This is a genomic window from Ramlibacter algicola (assembly GCF_016641735.1).
In the GTDB taxonomy this organism is placed as follows: domain Bacteria; phylum Pseudomonadota; class Gammaproteobacteria; order Burkholderiales; family Burkholderiaceae_C; genus Ramlibacter; species Ramlibacter algicola.
Map to the genome: position 1 here is coordinate 1919684 of NZ_JAEDAO010000001.1, position 13327 is coordinate 1933010.

Sequence of the window (13327 nt, forward strand, 5' to 3'; positions counted from 1 at the left end):
AGCGTGGCGTAACCGTTCACCTGCGCGCGATGTGCGCCGGCGCACGGTCGTACAGAGAGAGGAGTGCGTCAGCGCAGCGCTCAGCAGCCTGTTGCACAACACACGCCTGGGTGCAGGTTTGCGTTGCGCGGGCGCGCCGTCATTCCCGCGAACCGACTGCGTCGTTCCTGCGGTCTCGAAGTGGATGCGGTGGGTCCCCGCCTCCGCTGGGACGACGGAGCCTGCCGTCATTCCTGCGAAGGCGGGAATCCACCGCTTCCCGCTAGCGGGTGTCCCCCGCCGCCATGCTCAGCGCGAGCGAGTGCAGTTGCACGACGGCGCCCGGCTCGCGGACGAGCGCTGCAGCGGCCTGGCGCACGGCTTCGAGGTCGTAGCCGGTCACCAGCACGATCCAGTCTGCAGCCTGATCCGCGTTGCCGCGGATCGCTTGCTCAGCCGTTTTCGGGGCTGCGACCCCGGAACGCAGCAAGTGCGCACCGGCGACACCTGCCTGCATCGCGAGCAACGCCAGCTTCGCCGCCAGCGGCGCCTGCACTTGCGCTTCGCGATCCGCTGCGACCGTGAACCGCACCGTGCACGCATGCCCCGCCACCCCCGCCCCATGGCTCGCCACCACGTTGCACAGCGTGCGCACCATGTTGCGGTGGTGCGGCATCAGCTGGGTCGACCACGGCGTCGGCGCGTTCAGGCGCGCCAAGTACTCCGGCGACGTCAACGCGTCGAGCGTGTCCGTCTCGTACAGGATGAAGAAGCCGTCGCCGCCGTCAGCGCTGCCCCAGCGCGAGCCGCGCAGGAAGCCGGGCAGGGCCAGCCGCTCGGGGAAGTGCTCGTGCGTGTGCCAGTGCTCGAACTCGGCGCGCATCGCGGGCGCCATGTCCCACCACATCGCGAGCGCGGCGCTGCCGGCGAGGGCCATGCGTCAGTAGAACCAGTGCGCCGGCACCAGGACCAGCTTGGGGAACAGGACCATCAGGAACATCAGGATGAACTGCGCGATCATGAACGGAACCACGCCGCGTGTCACCGCGTCCATGCTCACCTTGCCCGCGCCGGCCACCGTGTTCAGCACCACGCCCACCGGCGGCGTGATCAGGCCGATGGCGTTGTTGATCATGAACAGCACGCCGAAGTAGATCGGGTCGATGCCCGCCGCCTTCACCAGCGGCATCAGCACCGGCGTCAGGATCAGGATCGTCGGCGTCATGTCCATCGCGGTGCCGACGATCATCACCAGCACCATGATGGCCATCATCAGCAGCTTGGGGCTGTCCAGCAGCGGCTGCAGCATCGCGACCACTTGCGCCGGGATGTTCGCCACCGTGATCAGCCAGGCGCTGACCGCCGCGGCCGCCACCAGGAACATCACCACCGAGCTGGTCCGGGCGGCCGCCACGAAGACGCGGTACAGCTCCGAGAATTTCAGCTCCTTGTAGATCACCGTCGAGACGAACAGCGCATAGACGGCGGCCACGACACCAGCCTCCGTAGGCGTGAACACGCCCATCTTCAGGCCGACGATGATGATGAACGGCAGCACCAGCGCCCACGCGGCGTCGCGCACCGCGCCGAGCACTTCGCGCAGCGACTTGCGCGGCGGCGATTCGATGGTCTCGGTGCGCGCCATCCACCACCACACGACCCAGATCGACGCGGCCAGCATGATCCCGGGGAAGATGCCCGCGAAGAACAGCTTGGAGATCGACACGTTGGCGGCGACGCCGAAGACGACGAAGCCGATCGACGGCGGGAACACCGGCGCCACGATGCCGGCCGACGCGATCAGGCCGGCGGACCGCGCCTTGTCGTGGCCGGCCGCCACCATCATCGGCAGCAGCAGCGTCGACAGCGCCGCGGCGTCCGCGATGGCGGACCCGGACAGCGCCGCCAGCAGGCAGGCGGCGACGATGGTCACGTAGCCCAGGCCGCCCTTGATGTGGCCGACCAGGTACAGCGCCACGTTGACGATGCGCCGCGACAGGCCGCCCTGGTTCATGACCTCGCCGGCGAGCAGGAAGAAGGGCACGGCCAGCAGTGGGTAGCTGTCGGCGCCGTTGATCAGGTTCTGCGCGAGGATCTGCGTGTCGAGCATGTCCATGCTCCACATCAGCGAGGCGCCGCAGACCAGCAGGGCGAACGAGATCGGGATGCCGATGGCCATCGCGGCCAGCAGCGATCCGACGAAGATGAGGATCGTCACTTCTGGTCCTCGGATTCCTTGACCATGATCAGCTGGTCTTCGCTCACGCGGCCGGTGAGCACCTTGAACAGGTCGTTGAGCAGCACCGCGCCGGCGGACACGCCGAACACCAGGCCCACGGCATAGAACCACGCCATCGACGCCCCGCTCGAAGGCGCGGACACGTCCCAGTTGATCTTCGTTTGCGCGAGCGCGCCGCTGAACAGCATCCAGCACATGAGGAGCATCAGCGCGTAGGCGCCCACCAGGCAGGCCTTCTTGCCGGCCACGCCCAGCTTGGACACGAGGATCTCGGTGCCCAGGTGCGCGTGTTCGTGCAGCGCCACGACGCCGCCCAGGAACGTGAGCCACACGAACAGCCAGCGCGAGATCTCCTCGGACACCGTGATGCCCGAGTTGAAGGCGTAGCGCAGCACCACGTTGCCGAACACCAGCAGCACCATCGTCGCCAGGCAGGCGGCGATCAGCACCTCCAGCAGCCGGCAGTAGCCGCGCAGCAGCTTGTCCATCAGGCGGCCTTGGGCTCGCCCACCATCTCGGCCAGCGCGCGCAGGCCCATGGTGTACGAGCGCCAGCCCAGTCCCTGGATCGTCGCCTTCACGGCAGGCGAGATGATGGAGTGGGTGCGCCACTCCTCCCGCGCCGCGATGTTGCTCATGTGGATCTCGAGCACCGGGAATGGCATCGCCTTGATCGCGTCGTGCAGCGACACGCCGTGCTGCGTCAGGCCCGCGGGGTTGAGCAGCGCGCCGGCGGCGCTGTCCATGTACTCGTGGAACTTGTCGACCAGCACGCCTTCGTGGTTGCTCTGGAAGATCTGCAGCTCCACGCCCAGCTCCGCGCCCAGCGCCACCAGCTTGTCGTTGATCTGCGCCAGCGTGGTGGTGCCGTAGATATGCGGCTCGCGGCGGCCGAACAGGTTCAGGTTCGGCCCGTGCAGCACCAGGATCAGGGGACGTCCGCTCACTTCGCGCCCTTGGCCAGCTCGGACTGGTACAGCTTGACGATCGCGGGGTCGTAGCTGGCGGCGAACTTGTCGGTGACCGGCTTGGCGATGGCGCGCATGCGGGCCTGCTCGGCGGGGCTCACCTCGTTGTACTGCATGCCCTTGGCCTGCAGCTCGCCCACGGCCTTCTGCGCGGCCGCGCGGCTGACCTGGCGCTGGTAGCCGCGCGCTTCGTTGGCGGCGTCGTGCATCATCTTCTGCTCGGTGGGCGACAGCCTGTCCCAGAACTTCTTCGACACCAGGATGATGTTCGCGGCGTACACGTGGTTGGTGGCGCTGACGTACTTGTTCACTTCGTAGAACTTGTTCGACAGGATCACCGCGAACGGGTTTTCCTGGCCGTCGACCGCCTTCGATTCCAGCGCGCCATACAGCTCGGCGAAGGGCATCGGCACCGGGTTGGCGTGGAACGCCTTGAAGGTGTCGAGGAACACGGGGTTGGGGATCACGCGGATCTTCAGCCCGTCGAGGTCTTCGGGCTTGGTGATCGGGCGCTTGCTGTTGGTGACGTTGCGGAAGCCCAGGTCCCAGTAGCCGAGCGAGACCAGGCCCTTCTCCGGCAGCTTGGCCAGCAGGGCCTGGCCGAACGGGCCGTCGAGCAGGGCATCGGCCTGCGCATAGCTGGAGACGGCGAACGGGAAGTCGACGAGGCCGAACTCCTTGACGATGCCGGCCAGCGACGTGGTGGCCGGTGCGCTCATCTCCTGCACGCCGCCTTGCAGCGCCGACTGCTGCTGCAGTTCGTTGCCCAGCTGGTTGGACGGGAACTCCTGCACCTTCAGCTTGCCGCCGCTCTTGGCCGCGAGCACTTCGGCGAACTTCTTGACGCCCAGGCTCACCGGGTGGTCGGTGTTGTTCAAGTGGCCGAACTTGATCGTGCGCTCCTGCACGTCCTGCGCGAAGGTGGCGGTGGTGGCCAGCAGGCCGGCGGCGGCGATCGCGATCGCGCGGGTGACGAAGGTCTTCACGGTTGTCTCCGTTGTCGTGGCAAGTTCGGGCATCATGGGTTCAGGGGCAGAACGGCATTCCGGCCCGGAATTCAATTTCATATGACGAATCGAGAAGCAGGCGCTCCGGCGAGCACGGTGGAACGGGTGGTGCGCATCTTCGAGACGCTCGCGCAGCAGCCGGAGGGCATGGCGCTGGCGGACCTCGCCGACGACCTCGACGTGCCGCGCAGCGGTTGCCATCGCCTGCTGGCCGACCTGCAGCGGTGCGGCTACGTGCGGCAGGTGAGCGAGCGCGGCGAGTATGCATTGACCACCAAGCTGCCCGCGTTGGGCCTGAGCTTCTTCGGCGGCGCCGGCATCGTCGACATCGCGACGCCGGTGATCGAGCGCCTGGCATCGACGTCGGGCGAATTGGTGCGGCTCGCCCTGGTCGATGGCGATCGGCTCACCTTCGTCGCCAAGGCGCAGGGCGCGCGCGCGGGCCTGCGCTACGACCCCGACATGGGCATCGACGTGCGCCTGTCGTGCAGCGCGGGCGGGCATGCGTGGCTGATGTCGCTGGGCGAGGAACGCGCGACGGAACTGGTCGCGCGCCAGGGCTTCGGCCGTCCGGCGGAGTACGGGCCGAAGGCGCCGACCACCTACAAGGCGCTGTTCAAGATCCTGGAGGAGGATCGCAAGCGCGGCTGGTCGATGATCGTGGAGCAGTACGCGCCGGGCATGACCGCCATGGCGGCGCCGCTGACCAACCGCAGTGGCGAGACGCTCGGCGTGCTGACGATCGCGGGGCCATTGATGCGGCTGTCGGCGCAGCGCATGCAGGAGTTGTCGCGCCCGCTGCTCGCCGCGACGGCCGAACTGGCGGTGGCGGCGGCGAACACGCCGCTGTTCCAGAAGCGCGCCCGGATGCGGTGAGCGCTCAGTGCAGCAGCACCCCGAGCACCACGGCGCCATCGAGCAGCACCCAGCCGATGCACGCGACCCAGATCGTCTTCTGCCCCTTGCGCAGGCCGTCGGCCAACCATAGGCAGGCAGACACGAAGTAGGCGCCCCAGGACAGGATCGACACGCCCGCCGTCTGCCCTTGCACCCACACGGCCCAGACCTGCGGCACGGTCATGGCCATCGTGACGATGGATAGCACGGGAAGCGTGCGCGTGAGGAGGTCCGTGCGGGCGACGGGCTGGTGTTGCTGCATCTGGTCCATGGCTACTCCCTCTCCGTCATTCCCGCGGAGGCGGGAATCCAGCGCTTCCGTCTTCGACGTCGCCTCGTGGAAGCGATGGGTCCCGCCTTCGCGGGGACGACGGAGAGCGCTGTCATTCCGGCGAAAGCCGGAACCCATGCCTGATCGGCAATGGATTGCGGGTCAAGCCCGCAATGACAACGTCCGTCTTGTCAAGACGCAAACGCGCGCCGATCGAACGAACTCGGTTCCGTGTCCGTGCTGAACCGCCAGCTGCTCACCGCCAGCGCACCCGCGAACAGCTCGCCGTACACGCACGTCGCGGGCTCATCGCCCGCCGCACCAGCGACCACATGCAGCGGCAGCAAGTGATCCTCCCGCGGATGCGACGCCCTTGCCCCCGGCGCTTGCTGCCAGTGCGCGAGCTGCTGCCGCCGCTTCCGCGGATCCGGTTCGCCCATCACGGTGCGCAGCCACGCATCGAACGACGCCGACGGCTGCTCGCCCGCGGGGCCGAACGCGCGCAGGTTGTGGTAGCTCAGGCCACTGCCGATGACCAGGACGCCTTCGTCGCGCAGCGGCGCGATCGCCTCCCCCGCGCGGAAGTGTTCGTCGGGGTCGAGCGTCGCCTTCAGCGACAGCTGCACTACCGGCACGTCCGCATCGGGGTACATCACCTTCATCAGGCTGAAGGTGCCGTGGTCGAAGCCGCGTTGCGCATCGCTCTTCGCGTCCCAGCCAGCTTGCGCCAGGAGTTGCTGCGTGCGCTGCGCCAGTCCGGGTGAGCCGGGCGCCGGATAGCGGATCGAATACATCTCCTGCGGGAAGCCGTAGTAGTCGTACTCCATGCCCGGGTGCTCGCCCGACGACACGGTGAACTCCGGCTCCTCCCAGTGTCCCGACACGACGAGCACCGCGCTCGGCCGCTGCGGCAGATGCTGCGGAATGTCGACCAGCGAGCGTTCGAGCCAGGCACAGCGATCGCGCCACGGGCCGTCCATGAACGGCCACGGGCCGCCGCCGTGCGACAGGAAAAAGGTGGGCATGCGGGCGGAGGTCATGCCGTGATGATCCTCTTTCGCTGAAGGGCTTGGGTGAGGCGGCCCTTAGCAGGTTCGCGCCCGCGTATCCAGCCCCGCGCCCGCGCGCTACGGGTCTTTACTCCGGCAGAGCTTCGAATGTCGGATGATTCCTACATGTCGAACGCATTCACCAGCAGCATCCTGCATGTCACGGCCGTCGAGGGCGAAGAAGAAGCCGCCACGCGCGACGTGGACGTCCTGACCCCCGAGGAAAAGAGCCGCCGCCGCTGGCTCAACGATTCGCCGCGCCAGCTTGCTGCGCGCATCCCCAACTCCGTCTTCGCGCTGGGCCAGGCCGGCTCCGAAGCCGCCTGACGTTTACACGCCCGCGGGCGCTCCCGGTGCGTGTTCCATCGCGCCGTGGCGCCCCGCCAGCAGCGCAGCCACATCCCCGTACTCGACCGGCTTGACCAGGTAATGGTCGAAGCCGGCGCGCAGCCCGGCCTGCACGTCCGCGATGCGGCCGTAGCCGGTGCAGGCGATGAGCAACATGCCCGAGCCCGCGTTGCGCAGGGCCTCGGCGACCTGCACGCCGCTGAGGTGCGGCATCCCGATGTCGAGCAGGGCCGCGTCGAAGTGGGCGCTCCTGGCCAGTTCGTAGGCAGCGCGGCCGTCGTGCGCGATGCTGACGCTGTGCCCGTCCAGCTCCAGCAGCAACGCCATGTTGTCCGCGATGTCCGCGTGATCGTCCGCGACCAGGATGTAGGCGCGAGGGGGAAGACCTCCAACGCGGCGGTGGGGGAGTTGCACGGGGGTGAGGCGGGGGAGCAACCCAACAACTCACTCTCCGTCGTTCCCGCGGAGGCGGGCCGTCATTCCCGCGAAGGCGGGAATCCAACGCTTCCGTCTTCGACATCGCCTCGCGGAAGCGATGGGTCCCCGCCTTCGCGGGGACGACGAAGCTGCATCATTCCTTCTCGATGTTCGCGCTCGAGATGATCTTGCGCCATTTGTCCGACTCGGCGGCCTGGAACTTGCGCAGGTCGTCGGGTGAGCCGCCCAGGGTCTCGAAGCCGCTCTGCGCGTAGAAGTTCGCCACGGTCTGGCTCTTGTTCGCGCGGCTCAGCATCTCGTTCAGGTGCGCGACGATGGGCGCGGGCGTACCGGCAGGCACGTACGCCGCGAACCAGAACGTCATCTCGTAGCCCTTCACGCCGGCCTCGCTGATCGTCGGCACGTCCGGCGCCAGCGAGATGCGCTTGGACGTCGACACGCCCAGCGCCTTCACCTTGCCCGCCTTCACCTGCGGCAGGCCGGTGGCCATGTCGGTGATCATCATGGTGATCTGGCCGCCGATCAGGTCGGTCACCGCGGGCGGGTTGCTCTTGTACGGGACGCTCAGGATGTCGGTGGACGTCATCTGCTTGAACATCTCTCCAGCGATGCGGCTGGACGACGAGCCGTAGCCAAACGACAGCTTGCCCGGCTGCGACTTGGCCAGCTTCACGAGTTCGCCGACGTTGGACGCGGGCACGCCGTTGTTCACCACCAGGATCTGCCCGCCCTTGGACAGCAGCGCGACCGGCTCGAAATCCTTCACCGGGTCGTAGGGCAGCTTCTTGAACAGGTGCTCGTTCGCGGCGTGCGTGGTGTTCGTCGTGATGAACACCGTGTAGCCGTCGTTGGGCGCCTTGGCCGCGGCCTGTGCGCCGATGAACGCATTGGCGCCCGGCTTGTTGTCGATCACCACCGGCTGCTTCACCTCGTTGGTCAAGGCCTGGCCCAACGCGCGCGCCAGCTGGTCGGTCGCGCTGCCGGCCGCGAAGGGCACGATGAAGGTGATCGGCTTCTCCGGGTAGTCGGCCCAGGCCGCAAGGGGCAGGGCGAGCGCGATCGAGGCGGCAAGCAGGTGGCGTCGGTTCATGGCGTTGTCTCCGTTGGAATGGTGAGGGATAGCAGCAGCCCCGAGAGGCTCTTGCCGTGGCTGTCGAGATTGAGCGAGCCGTTGACGCCGCCATCGAGCACGTCGTCCAGCACGAAGTTCATCGCATGCAGCTTGGGCAGCAGGTAGCGCCGCACGGCAGTGGGCTTGCGGTACGCGAACAGCTGCGCGACGCGATCCTCGGTCACGTGCTCGACCAGCAGGGGCCAGTGCTTCGCGTCGAACGCGACGAGGCTGATCGACGACCGGTTGCCCTTGTCGCCGGTGCGTGCGTGGGCCAGGGTGTGCAGCAGGACGGTGCTCATGCCGCGAAGCTCCACTGCGGCTGCAGCCACTCGCGCGGGACGAAGCACGATTCGCTGGACAACCGCGGCGTGATGTGGGTGCGCACGCCACCGCCGCCGGCGGGGCCGCAGGTGTAGAGGGCGAGCACTTCGCGCGCGACCAGGTCGGCGATCGAGCGCTCGTCGCTCGCCGCAGCGATGCGCAGGCGCACGTCGTCGCTCGCGGGCGCCGTGTGCGAGTCCCACCAGCGGCCGGCATCGTCGGCGAACACGCTCGTCACGCCGATGAGATCCGCGCGCAGCGGCAACTGGCCGTGGCCTTGCGCGCGCAGGCGCTCGCGGACGATGTCGGCGGCGAGCCTGGCGCGCGCGGCGGCATTCGGTCCCGCGTACGAAATCTCGCCTTCGGCCAGCCAGCCGCCTTCGTGGCACACGGTGGCCTTGAGCGTCGGCGGCCGGGGCGCGCCGCGCACGCCCGTCACGCGGATGCGATCGGGGCCGTCCTCGGACAACTCGGCCTGCGAGATGTCGGCGACGACGTCGGGCGTCAGGTAGGCGGCAGGGTCGTGGATTTCGTACAGCAGTTGTTCGGTGACGGTGCGCCGGTCGACGCAGCCGCCCGTGCCATCCGCCTTGGTGACGACGAAGCTGCCGTCGCCGTGCATCTCCACGATCGGGAAGCCCGCGTTGGCGACGTCCGGCACGTCCTTCACGCCCGGGTCGGCGAAGTAGCCGCCCGTGACCTGCGCGCCGCATTCGAGCAGGTGGCCGGCCATGGTGCCGCAGGCGAGGCGGTCCCAGTCGTCCAGCGACCAGTCGAAGTGGGCCAGGATCGGGCCGAGCGCCAGCGCCGGGTCGGCGACGCGACCCGTGACGACGACTTGCGCGCCCGCACGCAAGGCCTGCGCGATCTCGGCGGCGCCGAGGTAGGCGTTGGCGCTGACGAGCGACCGGCCGCGCAGCGAGGCGGGCAGCAGTGCATCGAGCTGCCCGGCCGGCAAGGCGGCCAGCAGGTCGTCGCCGCCGATGACCGCGATGCGCAGCGGTTGCAGGCCGAGCCGCTGCGCGACTTGCTGCAGGTGCCTGGCGGCCCCTTGCGGATTCGCGGCACCGAAGTTGCCGACGATGGGGATGCCGGCCTCGACGCAATCGCGCAGCACCGGCGCCACGAATCGATCGAGCGACGGCTCCCAGCCGCTGTCCGGATTCGCACGGCGCTGCAACTGCGCGAGCGCGAGCGTGCGCTCGGCCAGCGTCTCGAACATCAGCACCGCGGGGCCGCCTGTCGCACGCAGCGTGCGCACGACCGGGACGGCCGCGTCCCAGCGATCGCCGGAGAACCCGGCGCCGCACCCGATGTGGAGTGCGCTTTTCTGCGTCATGGGCGCACCATAGTCGCGCACCCCGCATCCGTACAATGGAAAGATCGAATCGTTTCATCGATGGCATCGATCAATCTCTCGGCCCGCGACATCGAGGCGTTCCTCGCCCTCGTGGAGACGCAGCACTTCACGCGCGCCGCCGAGCGCTGCCACCTGTCGCAGAGCGCCTTCAGCCAGAAGATCGCTCGCATCGAGAAGACCGCCGGCGTGGCGTTGTTCGAGCGGTCCACGCGCCACGTCGCGCCGACGCCCGAAGGCGAGGTGTTCGCAGACGAGGTGCGGCGCATCCAGGCCGACCTGCAGCACGCGCTGGCGCACCTGCACGAACTCGCGACGCGGCACGTCGGCAAGGTCGCGGTCGCGGCGCTGCCTTCAGTGGCCGCGGTCTGGATGCCCCAGGTGATCGCGAAGTACCGCGCGGCCCACCCCAACATCCGCGTCGAACTCTTCGACGCGCTCGCCGGTGGCGGGCTCGCGCTGCTGCGCGAAGGGCGCGTCGACATCGCGATCACCGCCGGTGGCGACCTGCGGGAGTTCGACGTCGTCGAGTTGCGAAGCGAACGCTTCCACCTTGTCTGCCCGCGCGATCATGCGCTGGCGAAGCGGCGCAGTCTCGGCCTGGCCCAGCTGCGGGGTGAGCCGCTGGTTCACCTGGCGCGTGGCAGCAGCGTGCGGCAGCACATCGAAGCGGCCGGCGTCGCGGCGGCACCGGGTGCGCTGGAGGTCGAGCACCTTGCCACCGTCGCGGCGCTTGTCGCGCAGGGGTTGGGCGTGAGCGTCGTGCCCGAGTTGACGCTGTTCCACTTCGAACGGGCGGGCCTCGCGCATGTGCCCATCCGCGATGCGGTGCTGCGCCGGCCCATCCTGCTGGCGCGGCGCAAGGGCAAGGCGCTGTCGGCGGCCGCGCGCGCGATGGTCGAGGCGGTGGTCGAGCATGCACGACGGCACCGATAGGCGAGGGCGCAGCGCCGCGGAGGCGCTGGCTCTGTTCGACTCGCTCCCGCGTGTTGACGGTCGTGAGCTCGAAGGTTTCTGGCGCGGCGAGGGATTCCCCACCGGGCATCCGCTCGACGGGTTGCTGGAGGCGTGCGGCTGGCTCGGCAAGCGGTTCGATGGCGCCGAGCGCGTGCAGCCGCTCGTGATGTCGACCTGGCTGGGCGTGCGTGCGATCCGGCCGTCCGGTGCGCTGCTGGGCAGCCGGCTCGTCATGCGCTGGCCGCAGCTGAAGGTCCTGGGCCGGATCGCGCGAGTGCTCTTCCCGTTGGTCGCGACGAGGCAACCGCAAGCGCGGCTGAGGCAGATGGAGCACCGCGGCGTGGTGACCGCGACGATCGTCTACGACCGCGTACCGATCCAGGACGCGTTGCGCCGGCTGGACCGCGATACGTTGCTGGGGATGATGGATTGCCGGGGTGTCGAGCCGCCGCTGTTCTTCGTGCTCAAGCGGTCGTCATCGCCGGTGTGACCCGCACTGGTGGTTGTCTTTGCGGGCGAACTTCCCTTGTTCATTGCGGGCTCGACCCGCAATCCACACGAAGGTGCGCCAGCGCCGCACAACGACAACGATCACTCCTCCGGCTCATCCGCCTCCGGCGGGAACGTCGGCCGCCAGAGCTTCTGGTACTCGATCTGCGCGCGCAGGTGCGGCCGGATGCTTTCGACACCGTAGCCGCTGCGGCCACGGATCGGTGCCCCGCCGCGTTGCGAACTGCGGCTGGGCCCCGGCGAAGCGGCGGGGCGCTTGCGCTCGGGGTCTCGGGGTGGGCGGGAATCGTCGCGGGCCATGTTGCGCAGCCGGTCGAAATCCGGCCTTGTCATGGACCTAACGTACCGCTCGCACCAACCCTTCGATGCCCGCCCCCTCCGACCCTGCGAGTCAAAGACCTTCCGTCGCGCGGGTAGGAGAAAGATGTCTTGTCGCGTTGCTCCTACATGGCGACGAAAAGCAGGCGCACAAAAAAGAGCCCCCAGGGATGAGCCTGGGGGCAACATGCCAGTCGCGGGACGGAGGGCCGGACCAGCTCACCCCGGAGGAGGAGGGGACTCAGAGGAGTCGGGGTGATTGGCTGCCAGTAAACCGCAGGGGCAGCGTATTGCCTGTAGGACGGAGCCGCATTCCTTGTCGGCCGATGCCTCTCAGGGGGCGGTGAAGGGATTGCGCGCCGTGCCGAGCACCGCGTCGATGGCCGTGGTCCACAGCGCGTAGGCCGGATGCTGGCGATGGATCGCGTAGCGCGGCCGAATGTCCGCGCCGAAGCCGGCGTAGAAGCGCGCCGCGCCCGAACTGGCGATGCCATCGAGATCGAAGGTCAGGCCCGACGTCGCGGCGGCCTGGATGCCGTCCCAGACCAGCAGGCTCACGCCGCCATTGCCCGATTTGTCGGGCGCCCGTGTCGACAGGAAGTACCACAGCCGCGCCTGGTCGCGCAGGAAGAACACGGCGGCCGCGAGCGCGCCCGATTCGCATCGCGCCGCCCGGATCACCGCTTGCCCCCGGCGCGCCGCGGCGTCGTAGCAGGCCCGGATGCGCGCGGCGTCGTAGTAGCTGGTGCGGCCCGCGGCGGACAGGTTGTGCCGGTAGAACCCGATGAATTCGTCGACGTCGACGAGGTCCTCGACGACCAGTGCCTCCTGCGCACGCCGGATCACGTTGCGCGTCTTGTCACGCAGGCGCTTCCACGCGCCATCCACGTCGCCCGGACCGATCTCGGCACTGAACTGGGTCGCGCAGGAAAAGCCGGCCGCCTGGAAGCCGATGGCGTCGGTGATCCCGGGCTGGCAAGTCTGCGAGAAAGCCCAGACGCGCGGCAACCGCCCGGCCAGGTCGGCCACCGCGTCCATGCGGCGCAGCCAGCGGTGCTTGGGCGACGTCGACGCGTCGTCGAACGTCGGGCCCAGCAGGTGCGCCAACGGCGGCATGCGGCTGACGAGGAAGCCGCGGTGGCGCGCGATCGCGTACGGCCACCAGGCGACGGTGCGCCCACCTTCCTCGAGCGAGACCCCATCCCAGCCGCCGGGAGCGGCCGCATCCAGCCACCAAGGCTCGTGGAACACGGTGGGACCGGCATTGGCGTCGTTCGCGGCCACCGGCGCCGGTCCATCGGCGCGCAGGGCCATCGGCTCGAACGGCGCGAACGAGGGCGCGACGTTGCGCCCGACCCACCTCGCCGATCCGAGCAGCGCGGCTTCCACCGGCACGCCATGCGAGGCGAGTTGCTCGGCGAGCAAATCGCAGCCGAGCACGAGGATGAAGGAAACGAAAACCAGTGTCCTGAGTGACACCTCCCAGCGGAACTGCATCGTGGTGGGCACCTGTGTGTGGCACGCCAGTGTCTGCTCGGCCGTGACACAGAGGTGG

General features: G+C 68.8%; 17 protein-coding genes. 4 read left to right on the top strand and 13 right to left on the bottom strand.

Features of this window, described 5'->3' with window-relative positions:
* Positions 1-262: 262 nt before the first annotated feature.
* From I8E28_RS09350 to I8E28_RS09370, 5 genes are read right to left on the bottom strand one after another with little or no spacing between them, the layout of a single operon-like run.
* Entirely contained in the window at positions 263-916 is a 654-nt protein-coding gene (locus I8E28_RS09350; RefSeq protein WP_200787713.1) for a DUF4286 family protein, read from the bottom strand.
* A 3-nt stretch (positions 917-919) separates the two neighbouring features.
* Positions 920-2197 carry a TRAP transporter large permease subunit gene (locus I8E28_RS09355; protein ID WP_200787714.1) on the bottom strand — a complete coding sequence of 426 codons (1278 nt, stop codon included), beginning with the start codon at positions 2195-2197 and terminating at the stop codon, positions 920-922.
* Entirely contained in the window at positions 2194-2706 is a 513-nt protein-coding gene (locus tag I8E28_RS09360; protein ID WP_200787715.1) for a TRAP transporter small permease, read from the bottom strand. Before I8E28_RS09360 ends, I8E28_RS09355 begins: the two co-directional genes overlap by 4 nt.
* Positions 2706-3164, bottom strand: a complete 459-nt coding sequence (locus I8E28_RS09365; RefSeq protein ID WP_338050752.1) for a type II 3-dehydroquinate dehydratase — start codon at positions 3162-3164, stop codon at positions 2706-2708. The genes I8E28_RS09360 and I8E28_RS09365 overlap by 1 nt, the downstream gene beginning before the upstream one ends.
* Positions 3161-4147 (bottom strand): TRAP transporter substrate-binding protein, encoded by a 987-nt coding sequence (locus tag I8E28_RS09370; RefSeq protein WP_338050821.1) that lies wholly within the window; start codon positions 4145-4147, stop codon positions 3161-3163. Before I8E28_RS09370 ends, I8E28_RS09365 begins: the two co-directional genes overlap by 4 nt.
* A 105-nt stretch (positions 4148-4252) precedes the next feature.
* On the opposite strand from I8E28_RS09370, the gene I8E28_RS09375 reads away from it, so the two are divergent.
* Entirely contained in the window at positions 4253-5068 is an 816-nt protein-coding gene (locus I8E28_RS09375; protein ID WP_200787716.1) for an IclR family transcriptional regulator, read from the top strand.
* Between the two features lie 4 nt (positions 5069-5072).
* Here the strand turns inward: I8E28_RS09375 and I8E28_RS09380 are convergent, their stop codons facing one another.
* Positions 5073-5360, bottom strand: coding sequence for a hypothetical protein (locus I8E28_RS09380; protein WP_200787717.1), 288 nt, complete (start codon positions 5358-5360; stop codon positions 5073-5075).
* A 191-nt stretch (positions 5361-5551) separates the two neighbouring features.
* Positions 5552-6400 (bottom strand): DODA-type extradiol aromatic ring-opening family dioxygenase, encoded by an 849-nt coding sequence (locus I8E28_RS09385; protein WP_200787718.1) that lies wholly within the window; start codon positions 6398-6400, stop codon positions 5552-5554.
* Between the two features lie 135 nt (positions 6401-6535).
* Here I8E28_RS09385 and I8E28_RS09390 point away from each other — a divergent pair, with 135 nt between their 5' ends.
* Positions 6536-6736, top strand: coding sequence for a hypothetical protein (locus I8E28_RS09390; RefSeq protein WP_200787719.1), 201 nt, complete (start codon positions 6536-6538; stop codon positions 6734-6736).
* A 3-nt stretch (positions 6737-6739) separates the two neighbouring features.
* Here I8E28_RS09390 and I8E28_RS09395 read toward each other — a convergent pair whose 3' ends face one another.
* The 4 genes from I8E28_RS09395 to I8E28_RS09410 form a co-directional block, all read right to left on the bottom strand.
* Entirely contained in the window at positions 6740-7171 is a 432-nt protein-coding gene (locus I8E28_RS09395; protein WP_200787720.1) for a response regulator, read from the bottom strand.
* A 157-nt stretch (positions 7172-7328) separates the two neighbouring features.
* Positions 7329-8285: a Bug family tripartite tricarboxylate transporter substrate binding protein gene (locus tag I8E28_RS09400; protein WP_200787721.1), complete on the bottom strand. Its 957-nt coding sequence runs from the start codon at positions 8283-8285 to the stop codon at positions 7329-7331.
* The gene (locus I8E28_RS09405) at positions 8282-8608 is read right to left on the bottom strand and encodes an AtuA-related protein (RefSeq protein WP_200787722.1); all 327 of its coding nucleotides are present in this window, start codon (positions 8606-8608) and stop codon (positions 8282-8284) included. The genes I8E28_RS09400 and I8E28_RS09405 overlap by 4 nt, the downstream gene beginning before the upstream one ends.
* Complete coding sequence (locus I8E28_RS09410; protein WP_200787723.1) at positions 8605-9969, bottom strand: acyclic terpene utilization AtuA family protein; 1365 nt, start codon at positions 9967-9969, stop codon at positions 8605-8607. The genes I8E28_RS09405 and I8E28_RS09410 overlap by 4 nt, the downstream gene beginning before the upstream one ends.
* A 60-nt stretch (positions 9970-10029) precedes the next feature.
* Here I8E28_RS09410 and I8E28_RS09415 point away from each other — a divergent pair, with 60 nt between their 5' ends.
* Both I8E28_RS09415 and I8E28_RS09420 read left to right on the top strand, forming a co-directional pair.
* A complete protein-coding gene (locus tag I8E28_RS09415) occupies positions 10030-10923 on the top strand; it encodes a LysR family transcriptional regulator (protein ID WP_200787724.1) in 894 nt (297 codons plus the stop codon).
* Positions 10904-11434, top strand: coding sequence for a DUF4334 domain-containing protein (locus I8E28_RS09420; RefSeq protein ID WP_200787725.1), 531 nt, complete (start codon positions 10904-10906; stop codon positions 11432-11434). The genes I8E28_RS09415 and I8E28_RS09420 overlap by 20 nt, the downstream gene beginning before the upstream one ends.
* Positions 11435-11535: 101 nt before the next feature.
* Here the strand turns inward: I8E28_RS09420 and I8E28_RS09425 are convergent, their stop codons facing one another.
* Together I8E28_RS09425 and I8E28_RS09430 are read right to left on the bottom strand one after the other, a co-directional pair.
* Positions 11536-11787: a hypothetical protein gene (locus I8E28_RS09425; RefSeq protein WP_200787726.1), complete on the bottom strand. Its 252-nt coding sequence runs from the start codon at positions 11785-11787 to the stop codon at positions 11536-11538.
* Positions 11788-12105: 318 nt separating this feature from the next.
* Entirely contained in the window at positions 12106-13269 is a 1164-nt protein-coding gene (locus I8E28_RS09430; protein WP_200787727.1) for a GNAT family N-acetyltransferase, read from the bottom strand.
* Between the last annotated feature and the right edge of the window lie 58 nt (positions 13270-13327).

Coding starts and splice junctions, on each gene's coding strand:
- I8E28_RS09430 (WP_200787727.1), bottom strand. CDS start 13,269: ATGCAGTTCCGCTGGGAGGTGTCACTCAGGACACTGGTTTTCGTTTCC.
- I8E28_RS09390 (WP_200787719.1), top strand. CDS start 6,536: ATGTCGAACGCATTCACCAGCAGCATCCTGCATGTCACGGCCGTCGAG.
- I8E28_RS09415 (WP_200787724.1), top strand. CDS start 10,030: ATGGCATCGATCAATCTCTCGGCCCGCGACATCGAGGCGTTCCTCGCC.
- I8E28_RS09375 (WP_200787716.1), top strand. CDS start 4,253: ATGACGAATCGAGAAGCAGGCGCTCCGGCGAGCACGGTGGAACGGGTG.
- I8E28_RS09380 (WP_200787717.1), bottom strand. CDS start 5,360: ATGGACCAGATGCAGCAACACCAGCCCGTCGCCCGCACGGACCTCCTC.
- I8E28_RS09405 (WP_200787722.1), bottom strand. CDS start 8,608: ATGAGCACCGTCCTGCTGCACACCCTGGCCCACGCACGCACCGGCGAC.
- I8E28_RS09350 (WP_200787713.1), bottom strand. CDS start 916: ATGGCCCTCGCCGGCAGCGCCGCGCTCGCGATGTGGTGGGACATGGCG.
- I8E28_RS09420 (WP_200787725.1), top strand. CDS start 10,904: ATGCACGACGGCACCGATAGGCGAGGGCGCAGCGCCGCGGAGGCGCTG.
- I8E28_RS09360 (WP_200787715.1), bottom strand. CDS start 2,706: ATGGACAAGCTGCTGCGCGGCTACTGCCGGCTGCTGGAGGTGCTGATC.
- I8E28_RS09385 (WP_200787718.1), bottom strand. CDS start 6,400: ATGACCTCCGCCCGCATGCCCACCTTTTTCCTGTCGCACGGCGGCGGC.
- I8E28_RS09425 (WP_200787726.1), bottom strand. CDS start 11,787: ATGACAAGGCCGGATTTCGACCGGCTGCGCAACATGGCCCGCGACGAT.
- I8E28_RS09400 (WP_200787721.1), bottom strand. CDS start 8,285: ATGAACCGACGCCACCTGCTTGCCGCCTCGATCGCGCTCGCCCTGCCC.
- I8E28_RS09410 (WP_200787723.1), bottom strand. CDS start 9,969: ATGACGCAGAAAAGCGCACTCCACATCGGGTGCGGCGCCGGGTTCTCC.